The organism is Streptomyces sp. NPDC055632 (genome assembly GCF_053618675.1).
Map to the genome: position 1 here is coordinate 36074 of NZ_JBSHHY010000039.1, position 18599 is coordinate 54672.

The 18599-nt window shown below is 71.6% G+C and carries 18 protein-coding genes and 2 pseudogenes; 7 read left to right on the forward strand and 13 right to left on the reverse strand.

Annotated elements, in window-relative coordinates; genetic code table 11:
- Positions 1 to 85: 85 nt before the first annotated feature.
- The 4 genes from ACWGSR_RS32410 to ACWGSR_RS32425 are packed head-to-tail and all read right to left on the reverse strand — an operon-like array spanning position 86 to position 4680.
- On the reverse strand, positions 86 to 1462 hold the full coding sequence (locus tag ACWGSR_RS32410) for a GH1 family beta-glucosidase (protein WP_453571984.1): 1377 nt from the start codon (positions 1460 to 1462) through the stop codon (positions 86 to 88).
- A 35-nt stretch (positions 1463 to 1497) separates the two neighbouring features.
- The gene (locus tag ACWGSR_RS32415; protein ID WP_053648696.1) at positions 1498 to 2337 is read right to left on the reverse strand and encodes a carbohydrate ABC transporter permease; all 840 of its coding nucleotides are present in this window, start codon (positions 2335 to 2337) and stop codon (positions 1498 to 1500) included.
- A 34-nt stretch (positions 2338 to 2371) separates the two neighbouring features.
- On the reverse strand, positions 2372 to 3364 hold the full coding sequence (locus tag ACWGSR_RS32420) for a carbohydrate ABC transporter permease (protein WP_366372732.1): 993 nt from the start codon (positions 3362 to 3364) through the stop codon (positions 2372 to 2374).
- A gap of 11 nt (positions 3365 to 3375) precedes the next feature.
- Positions 3376 to 4680: an ABC transporter substrate-binding protein gene (locus tag ACWGSR_RS32425; RefSeq protein ID WP_376244410.1), complete on the reverse strand. Its 1305-nt coding sequence runs from the start codon at positions 4678 to 4680 to the stop codon at positions 3376 to 3378.
- A 170-nt stretch (positions 4681 to 4850) separates the two neighbouring features.
- Between ACWGSR_RS32425 and ACWGSR_RS32430 the strand changes: the two genes are divergently transcribed.
- Together ACWGSR_RS32430 and ACWGSR_RS32435 are read left to right on the forward strand one after the other, a co-directional pair.
- On the forward strand, positions 4851 to 6158 hold the full coding sequence (locus tag ACWGSR_RS32430) for an ROK family protein (RefSeq protein WP_453571988.1): 1308 nt from the start codon (positions 4851 to 4853) through the stop codon (positions 6156 to 6158).
- Positions 6159 to 6223: 65 nt separating this feature from the next.
- Entirely contained in the window at positions 6224 to 6478 is a 255-nt protein-coding gene (locus tag ACWGSR_RS32435; protein WP_376244415.1) for a lipopolysaccharide assembly protein LapA domain-containing protein, read from the forward strand.
- Positions 6479 to 6612: 134 nt separating this feature from the next.
- On the opposite strand, the gene ACWGSR_RS32440 is transcribed toward ACWGSR_RS32435, so the two are convergent.
- Both ACWGSR_RS32440 and ACWGSR_RS32445 read right to left on the reverse strand, forming a co-directional pair.
- Positions 6613 to 7728, reverse strand: coding sequence for an acetate/propionate family kinase (locus ACWGSR_RS32440; RefSeq protein WP_453571991.1), 1116 nt, complete (start codon positions 7726 to 7728; stop codon positions 6613 to 6615).
- Positions 7729 to 7853: 125 nt separating this feature from the next.
- Positions 7854 to 8363 (reverse strand): SDR family NAD(P)-dependent oxidoreductase, encoded by a 510-nt coding sequence (locus tag ACWGSR_RS32445; protein ID WP_453571994.1) that lies wholly within the window; start codon positions 8361 to 8363, stop codon positions 7854 to 7856.
- Positions 8364 to 8537: 174 nt separating this feature from the next.
- Between ACWGSR_RS32445 and ACWGSR_RS32450 the strand changes: the two genes are divergently transcribed.
- On the forward strand, positions 8538 to 8729 hold the full coding sequence (locus ACWGSR_RS32450) for a DUF4236 domain-containing protein (RefSeq protein WP_366372726.1): 192 nt from the start codon (positions 8538 to 8540) through the stop codon (positions 8727 to 8729).
- A gap of 36 nt (positions 8730 to 8765) precedes the next feature.
- Here the strand turns inward: ACWGSR_RS32450 and ACWGSR_RS32455 are convergent, their stop codons facing one another.
- From ACWGSR_RS32455 to ACWGSR_RS32475, 5 genes and pseudogenes are all read right to left on the reverse strand, one after another.
- Entirely contained in the window at positions 8766 to 9758 is a 993-nt protein-coding gene (locus ACWGSR_RS32455) for a hypothetical protein (RefSeq protein ID WP_453571997.1), read from the reverse strand.
- A 233-nt stretch (positions 9759 to 9991) separates the two neighbouring features.
- The gene (locus ACWGSR_RS32460) at positions 9992 to 10720 is read right to left on the reverse strand and encodes a VOC family protein (protein WP_453572000.1); all 729 of its coding nucleotides are present in this window, start codon (positions 10718 to 10720) and stop codon (positions 9992 to 9994) included.
- A 142-nt stretch (positions 10721 to 10862) separates the two neighbouring features.
- A pseudogene (locus tag ACWGSR_RS32465) lies at positions 10863 to 11203 on the reverse strand (helix-turn-helix domain-containing protein); the annotation flags it as partial.
- A gap of 323 nt (positions 11204 to 11526) precedes the next feature.
- Positions 11527 to 11853, reverse strand: coding sequence for an ankyrin repeat domain-containing protein (locus ACWGSR_RS32470; protein ID WP_453572003.1), 327 nt, complete (start codon positions 11851 to 11853; stop codon positions 11527 to 11529).
- Between the two features lie 23 nt (positions 11854 to 11876).
- On the reverse strand, positions 11877 to 12218 hold the full coding sequence (locus tag ACWGSR_RS32475; RefSeq protein WP_453572006.1) for a deaminase domain-containing protein: 342 nt from the start codon (positions 12216 to 12218) through the stop codon (positions 11877 to 11879).
- A 247-nt stretch (positions 12219 to 12465) separates the two neighbouring features.
- Between ACWGSR_RS32475 and ACWGSR_RS32480 the strand changes: the two genes are divergently transcribed.
- Both ACWGSR_RS32480 and ACWGSR_RS32485 read left to right on the forward strand, forming a co-directional pair.
- A complete protein-coding gene (locus ACWGSR_RS32480) occupies positions 12466 to 13314 on the forward strand; it encodes an RICIN domain-containing protein (RefSeq protein ID WP_453572008.1) in 849 nt (282 codons plus the stop codon).
- A 233-nt stretch (positions 13315 to 13547) separates the two neighbouring features.
- A pseudogene (locus ACWGSR_RS32485) lies at positions 13548 to 13871 on the forward strand (transposase); the annotation flags it as partial.
- A gap of 16 nt (positions 13872 to 13887) precedes the next feature.
- Here the strand turns inward: ACWGSR_RS32485 and ACWGSR_RS32490 are convergent.
- Positions 13888 to 14277 (reverse strand): hypothetical protein, encoded by a 390-nt coding sequence (locus ACWGSR_RS32490; RefSeq protein WP_453572011.1) that lies wholly within the window; start codon positions 14275 to 14277, stop codon positions 13888 to 13890.
- Between the two features lie 189 nt (positions 14278 to 14466).
- The gene (locus ACWGSR_RS32495) at positions 14467 to 15138 is read right to left on the reverse strand and encodes a TetR/AcrR family transcriptional regulator (RefSeq protein WP_453572013.1); all 672 of its coding nucleotides are present in this window, start codon (positions 15136 to 15138) and stop codon (positions 14467 to 14469) included.
- 59 nt (positions 15139 to 15197) lie between these two features.
- On the opposite strand from ACWGSR_RS32495, the gene ACWGSR_RS32500 reads away from it, so the two are divergent.
- Together ACWGSR_RS32500 and ACWGSR_RS32505 are read left to right on the forward strand one after the other, a co-directional pair.
- Positions 15198 to 16718 carry a monooxygenase gene (locus ACWGSR_RS32500; RefSeq protein WP_453572016.1) on the forward strand — a complete coding sequence of 507 codons (1521 nt, stop codon included), beginning with the start codon at positions 15198 to 15200 and terminating at the stop codon, positions 16716 to 16718.
- A gap of 462 nt (positions 16719 to 17180) precedes the next feature.
- Positions 17181 to 18548, forward strand: a complete 1368-nt coding sequence (locus tag ACWGSR_RS32505; RefSeq protein WP_453572019.1) for an MFS transporter — start codon at positions 17181 to 17183, stop codon at positions 18546 to 18548.
- Positions 18549 to 18599 lie beyond the last annotated feature (51 nt).

Consider the following 18599-nt stretch of genomic DNA (forward strand, 5'->3'; position numbering starts at 1 on the left):
GGGGCGGGGGAACGCGCGTCGGCCTCCGGAGGGCCGTCCCCGTGGTGTCGGGGCGGTCCTCCGGAGGCTCGGGGCGGGGCGCGGGTCAGCCGGCGGTGGCATCCCGGTGGGCGCGGATGATCTCCGCGTACCGCCGACCGCTCGTCTTCACGGTCCGCTTCTGCGTGGCGTAGTCGACGTGCACGAGCCCGAAGCGCTTGTCGTAGCCGTAGGCCCACTCGAAGTTGTCGAGCAGGGACCAGGCGTAGTACCCGGCGAGCGGGACGCCCTTGCGGACGGCGCGGGCGCAGGCCGCGAGGTGCTGCTCCAGGTAGCCGGTGCGCTCCGGGTCGTGGACGGCGCCGTCGGGACCGACGGCGTCGGGGAAGGCCGAGCCGTTCTCGGTGACGTACAGCTCGCGCACGCCGTAGTCCTCGGTGAGCCGCAGCAGGAGGGCCTCCAGGCCGCCGGCGTCGATCTGCCAGTCCATGCCGCTGCGGGGCACGTCGGGCAGGCGCACCTCGCGGGCGTGCGGGACGGGTCCCTCGGGGTCGTCGGCGACGGTGACCGGGAAGTAGTAGTTGAGGCCGTGCCAGTCGAGCGGGGCGGCGATGACGTCCGCGTCGCCCGGCCGCTCGGGGAGTTCGACCCCGTACAGCTCGCGCATGTCGGCGGGGAAGCCGCGGCCGTAGACCGGGTCGAGCCACCAGCGGTTGGTGTGGCCGTCCATGCGGGCCGCGGCGGCGAGGTCCTCGGGCCGGTCGGAGGCGGGCGCGACGGTGGAGTGGTTGGTGACCAGGCCGATCCGGGCGCCGGGGGCGGCGGCGCGCAGCGCCTGGGTGGCGAGGCCGTGGGCGAGCAGCAGGTGGTACGAGGCGTGGACGGCGGCCGTGAGGTCGGTGAGGCCCGGGGCCATCCGGCCCTCCAGGTGGCCGATCCAGCCGGAGCAGAGCGGTTCGTTGAGGGTGGCCCAGCGGGTGACGCGGTCGCCGAGGCGCTCGGCGACGGCGGTGGTGTAGGCGGCGAGGTGCTCGGCGGTCTCGCGGACGGTCCAGCCGCCGCGGTCCTGGAGGGCCTGAGGCAGGTCCCAGTGGTAGAGGGTGACGGAGGGGGTGATGCCGGCGTCGAGGAGGCCGTCGACGAGCCGGTCGTAGAAGTCGAGCCCGGCCTTGTTGACGGGTCCGTCGCCGCCGGGCACGACGCGGGGCCAGGCGACGGAGAGCCGGTAGGTGTCGGCGCCCAGCTCCTTCATCAGGGCGATGTCCTCGGGCCAGCGGTGGTAGTGGTCGCAGGCGGTGTCGCCGTGGTCGCCGTTGTCGATCGCGCCGGGGACCCGGGAGAAGGTGTCCCAGATGGAGGGGGCCCGTCCGTCCTCGGTGACGGCGCCCTCGATCTGGTAGGCGGAGGTCGCCGTGCCCCAGGCGAAGGACGGCGGGAAGGCGTCCAGGTCGAGCGCGGGGCGGGAACCGGTGGATTCGGACACGGGGAACCTCTTCGTGGTCGGTGTGGAGAGGGACGTCACTTGACCGCACCCGCGGTGAGGCCGGCGACGAGGTAGCGCTGGAGGAGCAGGAACCCGACGACGACGGGGACGCTCACCACGAGGGAGGCGGCCATCACCTGGTTCCAGTAGACGTCGTTCAGGGTGGCGTAGCCCTGGAGCCCGACGGCGAGGGTGCGCGTGGTGTCGTTGGTCATGACCGAGGCGAAGAGGACCTCGCCCCAGGCCGTCATGAAGGCGTAGATCGCGACGGCGACGATGCCGGGCGTCGCGGCCGGGATGATCACGCGGAACAGCGCCTTGATCGGCCCGCAGCCGTCGACCTTGGCCGCTTCGTCGAGTTCGCGCGGGATCGAGTCGAAGTAGCCGGTCAGCATCCAGATGGAGAACGGCAGCGAGAAGGTCAGATAGGTGAGGATCAGCCCTTCGCGGGAGCCGAACAGGGCGATGCCGGTGGCGTTGCCGAGGTTGACGTAGATGAGGAAGAGCGGCAGCAGGAAGAGGATGCCGGGGAACATCTGCGTCGACAGGACCGTCACCGTGAAGACCCGCTTGCCGCGGAAGGAGTAGCGGCTGACGGCGTACGCGGCGAAGATCGCGACGATCACCGAGAACACCGTGGCCGCGCCCGCGACGACGATCGAGTTCACGAAGTAGTCGGCGAGCGGGACGGTCTCCCAGATGTCGAAGTAGGGCCGGAGCGTGAGCCCGGAGGGGATCCACTCGAACTTCCCCGAGACGTCCTTGAGGGGCTTGAGGGAGCTGGAGACCATCACGTACACCGGCAGGACGACGAAGCCGGTGAGCAGGGTGAGGAAGATCCGCCGGGTCCAGAGGAACGAGCGGGGTGCCGCCATGGGCGACCGGACGGGCGTGCGGCGGGCCGCGTGCTCAGACATCGGAGGTCTTCCTTCCGCGGGTGGTGAGCAGGAGGTAGACGCCCGTGACGACGAGGAGGAAGAGCAGCAGCAGTACGGACATGGCCGAGCCGGTGCCGAAGTTCCACGTCTGGAAGGACGACTGGTAGATGTGGAGCGAGATCAGGTCGGCGGCTTCGGGGGCCGCCTTGCCGAAGAGCACGAACGGCGTGTTGAAGTCGTTGAACGTCCACAGGAAGAGGACGAGGACGAGGACCTGGTTGACGGAGCGCAGGGACGGCAGGGTGATGTGCCGGATCTGCTTCCACACGCCGGCGCCGTCGAGGGCGGCGGCCTCGTACATGTCCCGGGGGATGTTCTGGAGTCCCGCCATGACGGTGAGGAAGGCGAAGGGCCAGCCCTTCCAGACGGAGACGATCAGCAGGGCCCAGAAGCTGTTGTCGCCGATGAGCCAGAAGGCGGGGCTGTCGCCGATGCCGAGCTGGTCGTGCAGGACGTGGTTGATGACGCCGTTGTCCCGCTGGAACATGAACGCCCAGGTGATGACGGCCGCGTAGACCGGCAGGGCGTACGGGACGAGGAACAGGGTCCGCAGGAACGCCCGGCCCCGGAAGTTCTCCTGGAGGAAGACCGCGGCGGCCGTTCCGAGGAGCCAGCACAGGCCCACGGAGAGGACGGTGAACAGGCAGGTCGTCAGGAAGGACTTGAGGAGCGCCTGCCCGACGGGGGCGTCGAAGTCGATCGCGACGCTGTAGTTGTCGAACGCCGTCCAGGGCGCCTCGGACCAGTTCCGGATGTAGAACTGGGTGAGCTCGCGGAAGCTCATGGTGATGCCCATGAGCATCGGGACGAGGTGGACGAGGAGTTCGAGGAGCAGGGCGGGCAGGAGCAGCAGGTACGGCAGTGCGACGCGGCGGCGCCCGGAGCGGCGCGGGGTGCGCGCCTCTCCGGGTGCGGCCTTGCGCACCGTCCGCTCACTCGGAGGAGTGACGACGGTTTCGGTCATGGTGGGGCGGCCTACTTCTTGGGCATCTGCTGCTGGGCCTTTTCGAGCTTGGCCTTGACGGACTCCGTGGTGACCGGACGGCCGGCGGCGGCGTCGGCGAAGAGCTCCTTGACCGCGGTGCCGACGACGGTCTCGAACTGGGACTCCTCGGGGACCTGCGGCAGGGCGGCGGCGCTGGTGGAGAGGGTGTCGCGGATGACGGTGAGCGAGGGGTCGGCGAACGCGGCGTCCTTCTGGGCGCCCTTGACCGGCGGGACCGAGCCGTACGCCTTGTTGAGGACGATCTGCTCCTCGTCGCTCGTCATGTACTTCACGAACTTCAGGGCGCCGTCGAGGTTCTTGGTGTTCTTGAAGACGGCGAGGTTGATGCCGGCGACCATCGAGTTGGTCTGCTTGCCCTGGCCGGGCTTGCCGGACGGGACGGGGGCGGGGGCGACGCCCCACTCCTCGGGGCCCATGCCCTGCGCGGAGAAGGTCTGCGACGGGGTCTGCCACAGGACCATGCCGGTCTTGTTCTTGGCGAAGTCGCTGAGGGACTGGTTCTGGGAGTACTCGGCGTTGCCGGGGGCCACGATCTTCTGGGCGGCCATGAGGTCGACGTACTGCTTGACGGCGGCGACGGCGCCGTCGGAGGTGAAGTCGGGCTTGCCGTCGGCGGTGAAGAAGTCGGCTCCGTGCTGCTTGCCGAGGACGAAGACCTGGTGGATGTTGTTGGAGAGGTTGGAGCCCTCGACGCCGATGCCGTTCTTGCCCTTCGCACCGAGCTTCTTGCCGGCCTCGGCCACCTCGTCCCAGGTGGTCGGCGGCTTGGCTATGCCCGCTTCCTTGAAGAGCTGCTTGTTGTAGTAGAGCGCGTAGGCCATGGAGTAGAGCGGGACGGCGGCCGGGTCCTTGCCGGAGACGCCGGTGGAGCCGAGCGCGGAGTCGACGAAGCGGTCCTTGCCGCCGACGGCCTCGAAGTTCTTGGCGTCCCAGGGCAGCAGCGCCCCGGTGGACTGCAGGGAGGCGCTCCAGGTGTTGCCGATGTTGAGGACGTCGGGGCCCTGGCCGGAGGTGGTCGCGGTGAGGATCCGGTTGAGGAGGTCGGACCACGGGATCACCTCCAGCTTGACCTTGATCCCGGTCTCCTTCTCGAACTGGTCGAGCTCGGGCTGCAGGACCTTCTTGTCGACCTCCAGGCTGGCGCCCTGGTTGGAGGCCCAGTAGGTGAGGGTCTTCGGGGACGACCCGCTGTCTTCTCCCCCGCCGCAGGCGGTGGCGGTGAGGACGAGGGAGAGCGTGACGGCACCGGTGACAGCGGCTCTGATTCTGCGCATGGCTCCTGGGCCCTTTCAGGGACGAGGGAAGGGCCGGTACGGGGAGCCCCTGGACCGCTCTCCGTAACATCGGCTTAATTTAGGATGTGAGTTAAACCCCATGAGAAGGTCGCGTCAAGGCTTGTACTGCGGGTATGTTGAAACGAACGACATGAGAGACGGGGACCAGAGTGCACGCGAGAAGTGGCCGCACGGTGCGTGACCTGCGGCGCGAGAACCGCACCGCCGTTCTGCGCAGGCTGTACTTCGACGGACCGATGAGCCGGCTCACGCTGGGCCCCGCGACCGGGCTCAGCTCCGGTTCGGTCAGCAACGTGGTCGCCGAACTCGTCGCGGAGGGCCTGGTCGAGGAGGCCGGCAGCGTCGACTCGGCCGGCGGGCGCCCCCGCACCCTGCTCCGGATCTCCCCCGGCAGCGGCTTCATGATCGGCGTCGACATCGGCGAGACCCGGATCAGGATCGAGCTGTTCGACCTCGCCCTCACCGAACTCGCGCGCACCGAGCGCCCGTTGGCGAGCTCCGGGCCGCGCACCGCGCGGTACGACGTCGACCTCGTCGTGGCGCACCTGCGGGAGGGCATCGCGGAGGTGCTGCGGACCGCCGAGGTGCCCGCCGAGCTCCTGCTCGGCGTCGGCGTCGGCGTGCCCGGCATCGTGGCCCGGACCCCGGAGGACGGCGCGGTCGTGCACGGCCAGACCGTCGATTGGGACGCCGTGCCCCTGGAACGCCTGCTGCGCGAGCACGTGGAGCTGCCGGCCTCGGTGCCGTACCGGATCGACAACGGCGCCAAGACCCTCGGCCAGGCCGAGATGTGGTTCGGCGCCGGGCGCGGCGCCCGCAGCGCCGTCGTCGTGCTCTTCGGCTCCGGCGTCGGCGCCTGCGTGGTCACCGACCCCATGGGCCCCGGCCGGGCCCTCGAATGGGGCCATCTGACCGTACGGGTGAGGGGGCGCCGCTGCCGCTGCGGCTCGCAGGGCTGCCTGGAGGCGTACGCGGGCGCGGAGGCGCTCCTGGAACGCTGGCGGGAGGCGGGCGGGAGGCCTCCGGAGGGCACGGACGAGGAGACGGCCCTGACGGCGATGCTCGCCGCCGCGTACCCGGCCGGCGCCGGGACCGCCCCCGACGCCACCGCCCTCGCGGTCCTGGAGGAGACCGCGGAGTTCCTCGGCGCGGGGTTCGCCGACCTCATCAACCTCTTCCAGCCCGAGCGCATCCTCGTCGGCGGCTGGGCCGGCCTCCAGCTCGGCACCCGCTTCCTGGAGACCGTGACCGGCTACGCCCGCGCGTACGCCCTGCGGTACCCGGCCAGCCGCACCGGCATCGGCCTGGGCACCCTCGGCCCCGAGGCCGTCACGGTCGGCGCGGCCCTGCTGCCCCTGGTCGACTTCTTCGCCCAGGGCGGCCGCCGCCCCGAGACCGAGCCGGCCCCGCCCTCCCCGGCCTGGCAGACCGCCCTGCGGGACCGCGTGTCGCCCTGAACCGGCGGCGCCCTCGCCGTCCGTGCCGGATGGCCCACCCGGACAAACCGTCCGATACTGAACGCATGGCAGAGAAAACGGCGAAAGAGCACCCGCCGTCGAGCGTGACGGTCAAGGGGCGGGACGTCCGGCTGCGCACCATCGGCTTCCTGCTGCTCGCGGCCCTGGCGATCTGGTTCATCGCCGCCAATACCGGCTCCGTCACCATCCGCCTGTGGGTCCCCGAGGTCACGCTCCCCCTGTGGACCGTCCTCGCGGTCACCCTGCTCGCCGGGATCGCCCTGGGCCTGCTCATCGCCCGCCGCCGCGCCCGGCGCTGACCGCTGCGCGGTACGGCTTCTCTCGGTGGGGGCGGCGTGTACCTCCGTTGCTCACGCCTCTTCTTGCTCATCGGCTCCGGCGCTCGCGCCCACCGCCGTCCCGCCCACCGCCGTCGCACCCACCGCCGTCCCGCTCAGCGGTGGGCCAGGAGGGCGCGGGTCTCGCGGTCGACCTGCCGGGCCTCCCCGGTGGGCACGACGAGGACCGGGACCCGGGCACCGGGCTCGCTGACGATCCCGGGACGTTCGGCGACGAGCGGGCGCAGACCGCCGGTGAGGCCGAGCACGGACAGCCCGGCGCACACCTCCTCGCGCACCTCGGGCTGGTCCTCGCCGATCTCGCCGGTGAAGACCAGGGCGTCGAGCCGGTCCAGGGACGCGGCCGTCGCGGCGATGCCGCGACGGCAGTGGTGGGTGAAGACGTCCAGGGCGAGCGCGGCCCGCTCGTCCCCCGCCGCCCGGGCGCGGACGAGGTCGCGGGTGTCGTCCGAGGTGCCGGAGAGGGCGAGCAGACCGGACTCGTGGTTCAGCGCGTCCTCGACGGCGTCGGCGGTCAGGCCGTGCCGGGTCTGCAGCCACGTCAGCGCGCCGGGGTCGACGCTGCCGCTGCGGTGACTCATCACCAGGCCCTCCAGCGGGGTGAACCCCATGGTGGTGTCGACGCTGCGCCCGTCCCGCACGGCGCAGGCGGAGCAGCCGCCGCCGAGGTGCGCGATCACGAGGCGGAGCCGTTCGGGCGGGCGGCCGAGGAGCTCGGCGGCCCGGTCCAGCGCCCAGGCGTAGGACAGTCCGTGGAAGCCGTAGCGGCGCAGCCCGTACTCCTCGCGCCACGCGGCGGGCACCGCGTACTCCCGTGCGGCGGCGGGCAGTCCGCGGTGGAACACGGTGTCGAAGCAGGCGACGTGCGGAACGTCGGGCAGCAGGTCCCGGGCGGCGTCCAGGACCGTGAGGGCCGGCGGGACGTGCAGCGGCGCGAGGGCGGCCGCCCGGTCGAGCCGGGCGCGGACGTCGTCGTCGACCGGGGTGTGGTCGCGCAGCTCCGGCCCGCCGTGGACGATGCGGTGGCCGACGGCCACCGGGGCGGGCGCCTCGTCGAGGAGCCGCCGCAGGACGTCCGGGGCGTCCTCGTCCGGCGGGCTGTCGCTGCGGTGCTCGGCGAGGACCTCGCCGTCGCCGCCGAACACGGTCAGGCGCAGACTCGACGATCCCGCGTCGGCCACGAGGACCGGGCCGTCCTCCTGTGTGGACATGTCGTTCCTCTCGCTCGGTACCGGTCGTTCGGCCCGTCAGCCGAGGGTTCGGGTCCGGGTGGTGGTTGCCGCCCTGTACGCGTAACACCGGAGGAGGGACGGGAAACCTCCCTTCGGCCGTCCGTTCACACCCGGGCGAACGGCAGTTTGCCGGCGGCGGCCTGGGCCTCGGTGAAGGACCGCAGGAACGACTTGGACGCGTTGTACACGGCCTGGAAGGAGCCGGGCGTCGTGGAGGCGACGGACGAGGTGACGAGGACGCGGCCCTCGTCGCGGGCGGCCATGTCGCGGAGGACGAGCTTGGCCAGGTGCACGGTGGAGCGGACGTCGAGGTCGAGCGGCCGGCCGAGTCCGGTGGCCTCGGCGAAGAGGCGCTCGGTCTCCCCGGGGTCGCGCAGGTCGGCCCGGACCACCTCCACCCGCGCCCCGGCCGCCCGGACCCGCCGGGCCGCCTGCTGGAGCCGGGTGTCGTCCTCGGCGTTGACGACGAGGTCGTAGCCGCGTTCCGCCAACTGCTCGGCCGGTTCGAGGCCGACGCCGCCGGAGGCACCGGTGACGAGGGCGAGGGGCTCGGTGTCACTCGTGCGCGATCGCTTTCGGTCCGTGGAGGGGTGGCCGCAGGAGCCGCACAGCACCCGTTCCCGTTTTCCGGTACGTGATCGCCGACGCGAACGAGCCGTTCACTCCTACGGGCGGGCCCGCCCGACGGCCGGACGCCTCCGGGGAAGCCGTCGACGGTGACACGATGGTGGAGCGACCGTGACAGTCCCGGCGTGCGCGTGGCGCACCATGGCTCCGAGGAGGCCGACATGTCGATTCATTACCACAAGCAGATCACCCTGATCCCGAAGCTGCTCCGCCTGAACATCGGCTCGCACGGCTGGTCGCTGAGCTTCGGCCCGCGCCGGGCCCACGTCTCGTACCACGGCCGGGGCCGCCACAGCACGTCGGTGCGTCTTCCGGGCGGCTTCACCTGGCGCCGCCACTCGCGGCGCCGCTGAGAAGGGGGCCGACCCGTCGCACGACCGGGGCGGTCGTCACCGGCGCCGGTGCCACCGCCGTCCCCGACGGGGGAAGGGTGCGGGCGGACGGGCCGCCGGCTCGGGTCCCGTCAGCTCCGCCAGCAGGTGCCGGTACGCGGCGGGCTCTGCCGCGAAGTCCGTTCCGGCCGCGAGGGCGGCCCGGTCGGCGTCCTGGCCCCGGAGCAGGTCGACCGAGGTCTGTGCGAAGCGTTCGGGCAGGCCGTTCCGTTCGGCTCCGGACAGCAGCGGACGCAGCTCGGCGACCGCCCGGGCGGCGTGCAGCCGGGCCGTCGGACCGGCCCGCAGCATGCTCCGCAGTCCGGCGGCCGGAGCCGCGTCGTCCAGGAGGCCGTCCAGCCGCGCCGCGAGCTGCCGGCCGAGCACCGCCGCCTCGCGCGCCTGCGGGCCCGCCTCGCGAAGTACCCAGAGCGTTGTGACCAGCCGGGGGCCGGGGACCCCGTCGGGGATGCCGTCGGCGTTCCGGGGCAGGACGGCGTGGCGCTTCGCCTCGTGCACCGCCGCCACGGCCCGTTCGTAGTCCCCGGCCGCCCACCCGGCGGACGCGGACAGCCGGGCCGCACGACGGAGGAGCCGCGCCTCCACGCCGAGGACCCGGGGCAGGGCGCGGAGGTTCCCGCCGACCAGTCCGACGGCGACGAGCAGCACGCCCGCCACCAGGAGGCCGTCCGCGGGGCCGGGGCCCGGCTCGACGAGCTCCTCCAGGTCTCCCCGCTCGGGGCCCTCGGTGAGCATGAACCCGGAAGCCCAGCCGTAACCGCGGCTGTCGGGGTACTCGGGCGCCTTGAGGAGGTCCGACCGGCCGGGATCGCACCGGTACGACGCTTCCCGCGCCCTCTTCTGGTACGGGTCGATCCACCGGACCCGGCACGAACCGTCCGGTTTCTCGTCGAGGACCGTCAGGTCGATCTGCCGCGCCTCGGGCAGGTCCGGACCGGCGGCGTACAGCCCCACCGAGCAGGCGAAGAGCACGACGCCCAGAGTCAACACCCAACGGAAGCACGGCACGTGCCTCATTCCGTCCCCCCTCCGACCGTGTCCGGAAGAGGGTCTCGCACACGGGACGGACGCACGAGAGGGAAGTCCCGGCAGCGTGTGGACGGACATGCTGCCGGAGCCCGGCAGCATGCGACACGGCCCGGGAGGACGCCGGACAGGCCCTGGAGCGTGTGTCGAAAGTCCCGCCTGCCCTCGGGCGGACGGCACCGCTTTCGGCACACGCCCTACCGGGGCCTCCGTACGGAGAACTCGTTGCCGTCGGGGTCGAGCATCGTCACCCGGTCGTCGTCGCCCTCCTCGGTGCGTGTCGCGCCGAGGGACACCAGGCGGTCGAGTTCCGTCTCCCGGTCGGCTCCGTCGGGGAGCGCCAGCTCGAAGTACAGCCTGTTCACACCCGTCTTCGGGGCCACCGGAGGGCCGCCCCACGTGATCTTCGTACCGCCTTCCGGCGACTGGATCGCGGTCTCCTCGTCCTGGTCCCAGACCAGCGGCCACCCCAGCGCCTCGCTCCAGAAGTACCCGACCGCTTGGGTGCCGTCGCAGGCCAGTGCGCCGATCGAGCCGGTGTCGGCGAGGAACGCGTTGCCCGCCTCGATGACGCAGAACTCGTTGCCGTCCGGATCGGCGAGCACCACGTGCCCCTCCTCCGGGAGCTGGCCCACGTCGAGGTGTTCCCCGCCGAGCTCCAGCGCCCTGGCCACCGTCCGCCCCTGCTGCTCCGGGGAGTCGCTCGTCAGGTCGAAGTGCGCCCGGTTCCGACCGGTCCTGGGCTCCGCGCCCGGCAGGAAGCGGATGCGGAACCCGTGGGCGTCGGGAGGCAGGATCGCGATGCCGTCGTCCTGGCCGCCGGCCGGGTCGTCGTCCGGCTTCCAGCCCAGGACCCCGGACCAGAAACGCGCCAGCTCCGGCGGCCGTGTCGCGTGGAAACAGATCGCGAACAGTCGACTGGTCATGCTCCGTGAGTCTCCGATCCCCTGACGGCCGGTACGGCACCCCGCCGCACCCCCGGGCGCAGCCTAGGGCGACCGTGCGGCGCGCGCATCCGGGTTTCCGCCGGGCCGGGCGGAGGTCGTCCCGTGCGCGTCAGCCCCGCTGATCGGCCCGGCTGTCGCCGACACGGCCGCACCCGGCGAGGGCCCGCCGGGCAGGACGCGACCCGGACCCGTCTCCCGCAGGACACGCGGCAGACCGGGCGCCAGGCCGGACAGGAACCGGACGACAGTCGTGACGCAGGTGTGGGCGGTGCCGATGGACATGCCGAAGCCGGCGGCGGTCTGCGCGAGCGTGTCGTGCCGGCGAAGGTGGACCAGGCCGACGAGGGCGCGCTGGTGGGACGGGAGCTTGCAACGGCGGCCACCCTCACGGGTGACGATGAGCATCGATACCCACGCGACCAGGGTGTGCGGCAGGTCCAGTGCGATAGAACAGGGAACCAACGAAGATTCCGCACTGATGAGTTGAGGCGCCGAACACCTCTCCCAACGGCACAGGAACCTCGCGCGTTGCGACACGTCGGCCCGACGTCGACCCGTCACTCGATCAGTGGCCACTCTGAAAGAGCTTCATGATCCGATGGGCCATGATCGGCATCATGGTCCGCCGGCTCACCCGCGGCCGACCAGCAACCCGACCCCTCTCACGTACCGATCGATGAGACCTCGAACGCGGTCTCAGAATTGCTTGGACTCGCCGAATCACTCGGCTTGCCCAGCATGCCGAACCTGCGGAACCGCCGCACGTCCGGCAGTGCCCGGAGCCGCTACCCGCGCCGGATCTCCAGATACCGCTCGATCAGCCGCTCCGCCATCGTGTGCCCGTACTTGCGCGCCGTCTCCAGCGGGGTTCCCCCGGCCGGCGACTCCAGCCCCGGATCCGCCCCGTACGCAAGGAGAATGGCCGTGGCCGCCGCATTGAACGCTCCCCCGGACTGCAGCGCGCCGTCCCCTTCGAGGTCCACGGCATGGTCGAGCAGGGTCTCGCCGCAGCAGGCCTCGTCCGGATCGGCGCCGGCGTCGAGCAGCCGCGTCAGGGCCTCGTAGTCGGAACTCTCCACGGCCTGGTGGGCCGGCGTCCACGGGCTTTCCATGTCCTCTTCCTTCTCTGCGGGCGTTACGGGCGGCCCGACGTGTAATTGATGACGATGTTCGGGAAGTCCTCCAAGAGCTGCCCGATCACCGGCGTACACGAAGAACAGGCGGCCCGACTGGAGTGCATCGTGACGGCCCCCTTGATGTTCGACGACGGGGGGCCGAGTTTGTTCGCAATGTACGTGAGTGTCAGGTATCCGGTGTCAACGTCCCGACCGTTGTTACCCGTCGGGACGGGGTCGTACCGCTTCGGGTTGTCCGGGTCGCCCACGTGCGGCGCCATCTCCGGACGGGAGTGCTTGCCGCCTCTGCCCGCGAGGATCCGTTCCACCGCCGTGCCCTCCGAATGGAAGTCGGTGGCCACGGCCGCAAGAAGCTCACGTCGGACACGTGAAGTCGCGGATCGTCGCGTGAAATAGGCAGTCGGATACCCGCCTGAAGAACGCGGGCCCCTCAGATCAGCAGCACTCGTGAACACCCCTGAATGTGCGACGCACGTGCGTACCAGCGGGACCGGGTGCACCATGGAAGACGGGGACCGTATTCGGCACTGGGGGAACCCCATGCGCGCACCCTGCCGCCTCCCGAAGGCGCTCTCCGCTTCTGCCGTTGTGGGCCTGCTGCTCGCCGGAGTGCTGACAAGCACAGGTCTCGGCGCCACGCCTGCGAGCGCGGCGGCGCCGTACGGGCCGGATGACTGCCGGCCAGGCTACGTCTGGCGCGCGACGGACGGGGAGGACCACGTCTGCATCCAGTTCTGGGAGCGCTGGTCCGTCGACGCGCAGAACGCCCTGCACCGCGAGCGCAGTGACGCCTTCGGCCAGTGCCTGGCCGGTTTCGTCAAACGCCGTGCAGTGCCCCGGGACTTCGTCTGTGCCACAGAGGACGAGCGCGCTGCGGCCCGCAAGCAGAACGAACGGGCGCCAATGAACTGGCAGGCGACATACAGCCGAGTCCACCCCGACAGCTACGTCCCCTTCCCGTTCGCCTATGCCAATCAAAGCTATAAGTTGAGAAGCGCGTACACGGAGAAGCGCGAAGGAAAGGAGGTCCTCTTCGCCGACGTGTTCCGGGGCAGCACCGCCGATGGGACGGGGCTGCTCACCTGGCCGAGCAATGGCGGCGCCAACCAACGCTTCACGTTCCGCCGCCCCGGAAACGACATGGCCTACCAGAACGTCTTCGAAATCGTGGCCAAACACAGCAGCAAGTGCCTCGACGTCGCCGGGTGGGGAACGCACGATGGCGCGCGGATCATCCAGTGGCCCTGCCATGGCGGCAACAACCAGAAGTGGTACCTGGAGCGCCGCGCCGACAACCAGTGGCAGATTCGCTCTCTGCACAGCGGCAAATGCCTCGACGCCCACAACCCCGCCATGACCGCACCGCCGCAGAACACCTACCTCCAGCAGTGGACGTGCCTCGGCGGTAAGAACCAGGCTTGGCAAGTAATCAACTGACCTTTCGAAACAGGTCAGTTGACTCCGCGCAGGAAATGCCACGCCTGCTGGCGGCCGTTGCCGTGGCTGGATGCTTCACGAACCGCGTGGCACTGAGTTCCAAGGGAGGCGCGCGTGGCGCGGATCTCCTCGTCGGGGAGGTCCGCGAAGAGGGAGCGGTGCCGCTCCTCGGCCCGTGCGGTCACGCGGGCGAGCGCGTCCTCGCCGGCGGGCGTCGGCGTCAGTGGGGGCTCGGACCGGGACGGCCCCGCACCCGGCCCAGTCACGTCCTGGGCGACAAGGACTACAGCTCGAAGGCCATCCGTACCCGCCTCCGCCGCCGCGGCATCCCGCACACGATTCCGGAGCGGGCCGACCAGACCCGCAACCGGGCCCGGCGCGGCAGCCGGGGTGGCCGCCCGCCGGCCTTCGACCGCGAGGCCTACAAGCACCGCAACATCGTGGAACGCCACTTCCACCGCCTGAAGCAGTGGCGGGGCATCGCCACCCGCTACGACAAGACCAACCGGTCCTACGAAGCAGCCGTCATCCTCGCCTCACCCCCGATGCGGGCATGAGATGTGACGACAGAACCTAGGCCTCGGCTCCGTCACGCGGCTCCGTACGGTGGTCGAAATACGCCCAAGCGAAGATCCCGAGCAGCGCCACGACGCCCACGACCGGAAGCTGCACCGCCGTGTGCGCGTTCCGGGTGAAGAAACCGGCAAGGCCCGTTGCCAGCGCGCCGCACAGCATCACCATGCGGCTGGCGAAGCGTTGTCCCGGGTCGATGCCGTCACGTTCGGAGAACAAGCCCCTTGCCGCCGCTTTCGCCGGGTGCGCGGCGCCTCTGCGCTTCTTCGACCGGTACTCCAGTCCGTAGCCGATCAGCAGGTAGAGCGCGAAGATCGCGGTGATCCATGCCCAGTCGGACGGATCGTCCGTACCGTCGCGCGCCAGTGGGACCTCCGGTCCCGAGTTCATCCATGGCCCCCTTTCCACATGGTGGCCTGATGCCCCGTCAGCGTGATCGCGTGTGAATCGGCTTCCGCCCCGGGCACGACGTCCTGGAGGACCCGGCGGTGATCTCGCCACCGGCCGCGAGCCCGGCCCGCACGGCAGCGGCGGTACGACCACGGTCCACGCGGCACGGCGACCGGGGACCCCGCCGGATCACCGGTGCGGCCGGCGCAGCGCTTCGAGGCCCGCTACGAGCAGGGCGAGGCCGAAATCGAAGTGGGGCGCGTAGTCCGGCTCCACAAGGGTGGGCAGAGCGGCCGCGAGGTGGGGGTACCCGCCGGAGGAGACCGCCTCGCGCAGGACCTCCGGATCGGCCGGGGAACCGTCCTCCGGTCGCAGCGCGGCCTGCTCCTCCAGGGTGTGCCCGACGGTGAAGTGGACCACCGCCATCAGGGCTCTGGCCGCGTCCGCGTCGCTGAATCCGGCGTCGCACAGGACGCCCGTACAGTCCTCCGCGAAGCCCAGGGTGCCCGGACCGATGGAGTGCGTCCCGGCGAACACGCGGGCGCCGTCGCGGTGGGCCAGCAGGGCCTGCCGCAACGCCCCGGCCAGGCCGGAGAGGCGGTCGCTCCAGGCTCCACCGCTCGCGGGGGCGCGGAGGTCGGCCATCATCCGCTCGGCCATCGCGGTCAGCAGGTCGTCCTTGGTCCGGAAGTACCGGTAGAGCGCCCCGGCCTGCACGTCCATCGCGTCCGCCAGCCGCCGCATGGTCAGCGCGTCCAGACCGGAGCCGTTCAGCAGGGCCAGTGCGGTTTCGACGGTGCGTGCCCGGTCGAGGCGGGGCGGACGGCCGCGGGCCGGGCGGGAGGTGGACGGATCGCTCATGGGCGTGATTATAGTGAACAGCGTTCACGTGAACGCTGTTCACTAATGTGGAGGAAGACATGACCGCTGATGTGATCGTCGTCGGAGCGGGTCCGACCGGGCTGATGCTCGCCTGCGAGCTGGCGCTGGCGGGCGTCCGGCCGCTGGTCGTCGAGCGCCGCCCGGAACCGCAGCGCGACTCCCGGGCCCTGACGCTGCATCCGCGCAGCGTCGAGCTGATGGACCTGCGGGGGCTGGCCCCCCGTTTCCTCGCATCCGGCACCACCGTGCCGGACTGGCACTTCGCGGGACTGGGGACCAGGCTCGACTTCGCCGCCCTCGACAGCCGGCACGCCTACACGCTGTTCATCGCCCAGGCCCGCACCGAGGCCCTGCTGGCGGAACGGGCCGGCGAACTCGGCGTCGGGATCCTGCGGGGGCACGAGACCGTCGACGTGCGCCAGGACTCCGACGGTGTCGAGGTGGACGTACGCGGCCCAGGTGGACGGCGCACCCTCCGGGCGGCGTACGTGGTGGGGTGCGACGGCGGACGCAGCCTGGTGCGCGCGGCCGCGGGGATCGGCTTCCCGGGGACGGAGGAGACGTTGACCGGCGTCCTCGGCGACTTCGAGACCGTGGACCGGGACGATCCGGGGCTTCGGCGCGCACAGGCCCGCGGTGTGATGGTCGCACCGCTGGAGGACGGGGTCACCCGGCTCGTCTACCTCGACCCCGCGCGGATGCGCGTCCCTTCCCGGGAACCCGTGACGCTGGAGGAGTTCCGGACCTCCCTGACGGACATCTGCGGATCCGACTGCGGCGTCGATCGGCCTCGGTGGCTGTCCCGCTTCGGCAACGCGAGCCGTCTCGCCGAGCGTTACCGCGCGGGTCGGATCCTGCTGGCGGGCGACGCCGCCCACATCCACTTCCCCGCGGGCGGACAGGGCCTCAACACCGGGTTGCAGGACGCCGCCAACCTGGGCTGGAGGCTGGCGGCCGAGATCAGCGGCTGGGCGCCGCCCGGGCTGCTGGACGGTTACGACGCCGAGCGCCGGCCGGCCGGTGCGGCGGTCGTCGAGAACACCGAGGTCCAGACCCTGTTGGGGGAACTGGCACTCGTCCCGCAGTACGCGGGGCCCGCCGCCGCGCTGCGCCGGATGTTCGACGAGTTCCTCGGCATGGCCGAGGTCAACCGGAACCTGGCCGCGCGGGTGTCCGCCCTCGGCACCGTCTACCCCGCCCGCCTCCCGGACGCCGACCCCCTGGAGGGACGGCGGATGCCGGACATCGGCCTGACCGCCGCGGGATCGTCCGCCACGCGGGTCTACGAACTGACCGACCGCGGCCGTTTCCTGCTGCTGGACTTCGCCGGGGACGAGACGCTCCCACCCGGCGTCGAGGCCGGGTGGAGCGGACGCGTCGAGGCCGTGACGGTGACCGGGTGGAACCACCACCCCGAACTGGCCGGCGCATCAGAGGTTCTGATGCGCCCCGACGGCCACGTCGCCTGGGCGAGCCGGACCGGTGACATGACCGAGCGGCGGGCCGAGCGTGCACGGGCACTGACCGCGTGGGCAGGGACCCCCACTACGGGGAGCTGAGACGGTGCCGTGCGGGGACCACGTCCTCCTGCCCCGGGACCCGACCGCACCCCTCCCGGCCGACCTCGCTCCACTGACAGGGGGCGCGTCGAGATCCCCGGCCGCTTCCGCCCGGTCCGAACACGACTGGGCCGCCTTCGACGGAAGCCGGACGTCGGCGGTGTCCCGCACCCGGTTCCTCGGAAGGCGCTCGGGGATCCGGCCGACGTCGAGGCGCTCACCGATGCTGCCGTACGCCCGGCGCACGGTCTCGAAGTCGAATCATCCTGAACCAGGGCAACAGGGACAGCCGCCCCCTCAACCCCTCCGGGCCCTCCGAAAGGCCGGTGAGGGACTCTCATGGCGGCCGAGCGCACTCGTCCGGCTTGAACTATGGTGTCCCACCACATACGCCCCTGACCTGCCGCTTCCTACGGTGTGGCGACACCGAAACGTCCCCGCCCTTGCCTGGAAGTGGTGCACATGGCCGCCGCAACGCCCTCCCCGACCCCACCCGGATCCCTCAAGCGGATCGTCGCCGCCAGCCTCATCGGCACCACCATCGAGTGGTACGACTTCTTCCTGTACGGGTCCGCCGCGGCGCTCGTGTTCAACAAGCTGTTCTTCCCCGAGTCCGATCCGCTGGTGGGGACCCTGCTGTCCTTCCTGACGTACGCGGTCGGGTTCGCCGCGCGGCCGCTCGGGGCGCTGGTGTTCGGGCACTACGGCGACCGGCTCGGGCGGAAGAAGCTGCTGGTGCTCAGCCTGCTGCTGATGGGCGGGGCGACGTTCGCCATCGGGCTGCTGCCGACACACGCGACCGTCGGGTCCGCGGCCCCCGTGTTGCTGACCGTGCTGCGGCTCGTGCAGGGCTTCGCGCTCGGCGGGGAGTGGGGCGGGGCCGTGCTGCTCGTGTCCGAGCACGGGGACGCGAAGCGGCGCGGGTTCTGGGCCTCGTGGCCGCAGACCGGCGCACCGGCCGGACAGTTGCTCGCCACCGGTGTGCTCTCCGCGCTGACCGCGCTGCTCTCGGAGGCCGCCTTCACATCCTGGGGCTGGCGCATCCCGTTCCTGCTCTCCGGCGTCCTCGTGATCGTCGGCCTGTGGATCCGGCTCTCGGTCGACGAGTCGCCCGTCTTCAAGGCCGCGCTCGCCGCCGCCGAGGAGCGCAAGGCGACCGCCGGGCAGGTCGAGAAGATGCCGCTCGTGGCGGTGCTGCGCCACCACTGGCGGGACGTGCTCATCGCGATGGGCGCCCGCATGGCGGAGAACATCTCGTACTACGTGATCACGGCGTTCATCCTGGTGTACGCGACCACGCAGGTCGGGCTCTCCAAGCAGACCGCCCTGAACGCCGTCCTCATCGGGTCCGCCGTCCACTTCGCGGTGATCCCGCTCTGGGGGGCGCTGTCCGACCGGCTCGGGCGCCGGCCGGTGTACCTGATCGGCGCGGTGGGCGTCGGGGCCTGGATGTTCCCCTTCTTCACCCTCATCGACCGGGGCACCTTCGGCAGCCTGCTGCTCGCCGTCACGGTCGGCCTGGTCCTGCACGGGGCGATGTACGCGCCGCAGGCGGCCTTCTTCTCCGAGATGTTCGCGACCCGGATGCGCTACTCCGGAGCCTCCATCGGCGCCCAGTTCTCCTCCGTCGCCGCCGGTGCGCCCGCCCCGCTCATCGCGACCGCGCTGCTGGCCGACCACGGCACCTCGACCCCGATCTCCCTGTACGTGATCGCCGCCGCGCTGCTCACCGTCGTCGCGATCATCTGCGCCCGCGAGACCCGCGACAGCGACCTCGGCGAGGTCGCCGAGCGGACCCCCGAGGGCTCCCGCGTCCGCGCCGACGCCTGACCTCCGGGACGTACGGAAAGGCCCCGGGCCCCGCTCGCCGTGAGCGGGGCC

What these genes read in the sequence shown, in the direction of transcription:
- ACWGSR_RS32440 (WP_453571991.1), bottom strand. Translation starts at nt 7,728, where the DNA reads ATGTCCACACAGGAGGACGGCCCGGTCCTCGTGGCCGACGCGGGATCG.
- ACWGSR_RS32495 (WP_453572013.1), bottom strand. Translation starts at nt 15,138, where the DNA reads ATGAGCGATCCGTCCACCTCCCGCCCGGCCCGCGGCCGTCCGCCCCGC.
- ACWGSR_RS32470 (WP_453572003.1), bottom strand. Translation starts at nt 11,853, where the DNA reads ATGGAAAGCCCGTGGACGCCGGCCCACCAGGCCGTGGAGAGTTCCGAC.
- ACWGSR_RS32505 (WP_453572019.1), top strand. Translation starts at nt 17,181, where the DNA reads ATGGCCGCCGCAACGCCCTCCCCGACCCCACCCGGATCCCTCAAGCGG.
- ACWGSR_RS32425 (WP_376244410.1), bottom strand. Translation starts at nt 4,680, where the DNA reads ATGCGCAGAATCAGAGCCGCTGTCACCGGTGCCGTCACGCTCTCCCTC.
- ACWGSR_RS32435 (WP_376244415.1), top strand. Translation starts at nt 6,224, where the DNA reads ATGGCAGAGAAAACGGCGAAAGAGCACCCGCCGTCGAGCGTGACGGTC.
- ACWGSR_RS32415 (WP_053648696.1), bottom strand. Translation starts at nt 2,337, where the DNA reads ATGGCGGCACCCCGCTCGTTCCTCTGGACCCGGCGGATCTTCCTCACC.
- ACWGSR_RS32420 (WP_366372732.1), bottom strand. Translation starts at nt 3,364, where the DNA reads ATGACCGAAACCGTCGTCACTCCTCCGAGTGAGCGGACGGTGCGCAAG.
- ACWGSR_RS32460 (WP_453572000.1), bottom strand. Translation starts at nt 10,720, where the DNA reads ATGACCAGTCGACTGTTCGCGATCTGTTTCCACGCGACACGGCCGCCG.
- ACWGSR_RS32490 (WP_453572011.1), bottom strand. Translation starts at nt 14,277, where the DNA reads ATGAACTCGGGACCGGAGGTCCCACTGGCGCGCGACGGTACGGACGAT.
- ACWGSR_RS32500 (WP_453572016.1), top strand. Translation starts at nt 15,198, where the DNA reads ATGACCGCTGATGTGATCGTCGTCGGAGCGGGTCCGACCGGGCTGATG.
- ACWGSR_RS32450 (WP_366372726.1), top strand. Translation starts at nt 8,538, where the DNA reads ATGTCGATTCATTACCACAAGCAGATCACCCTGATCCCGAAGCTGCTC.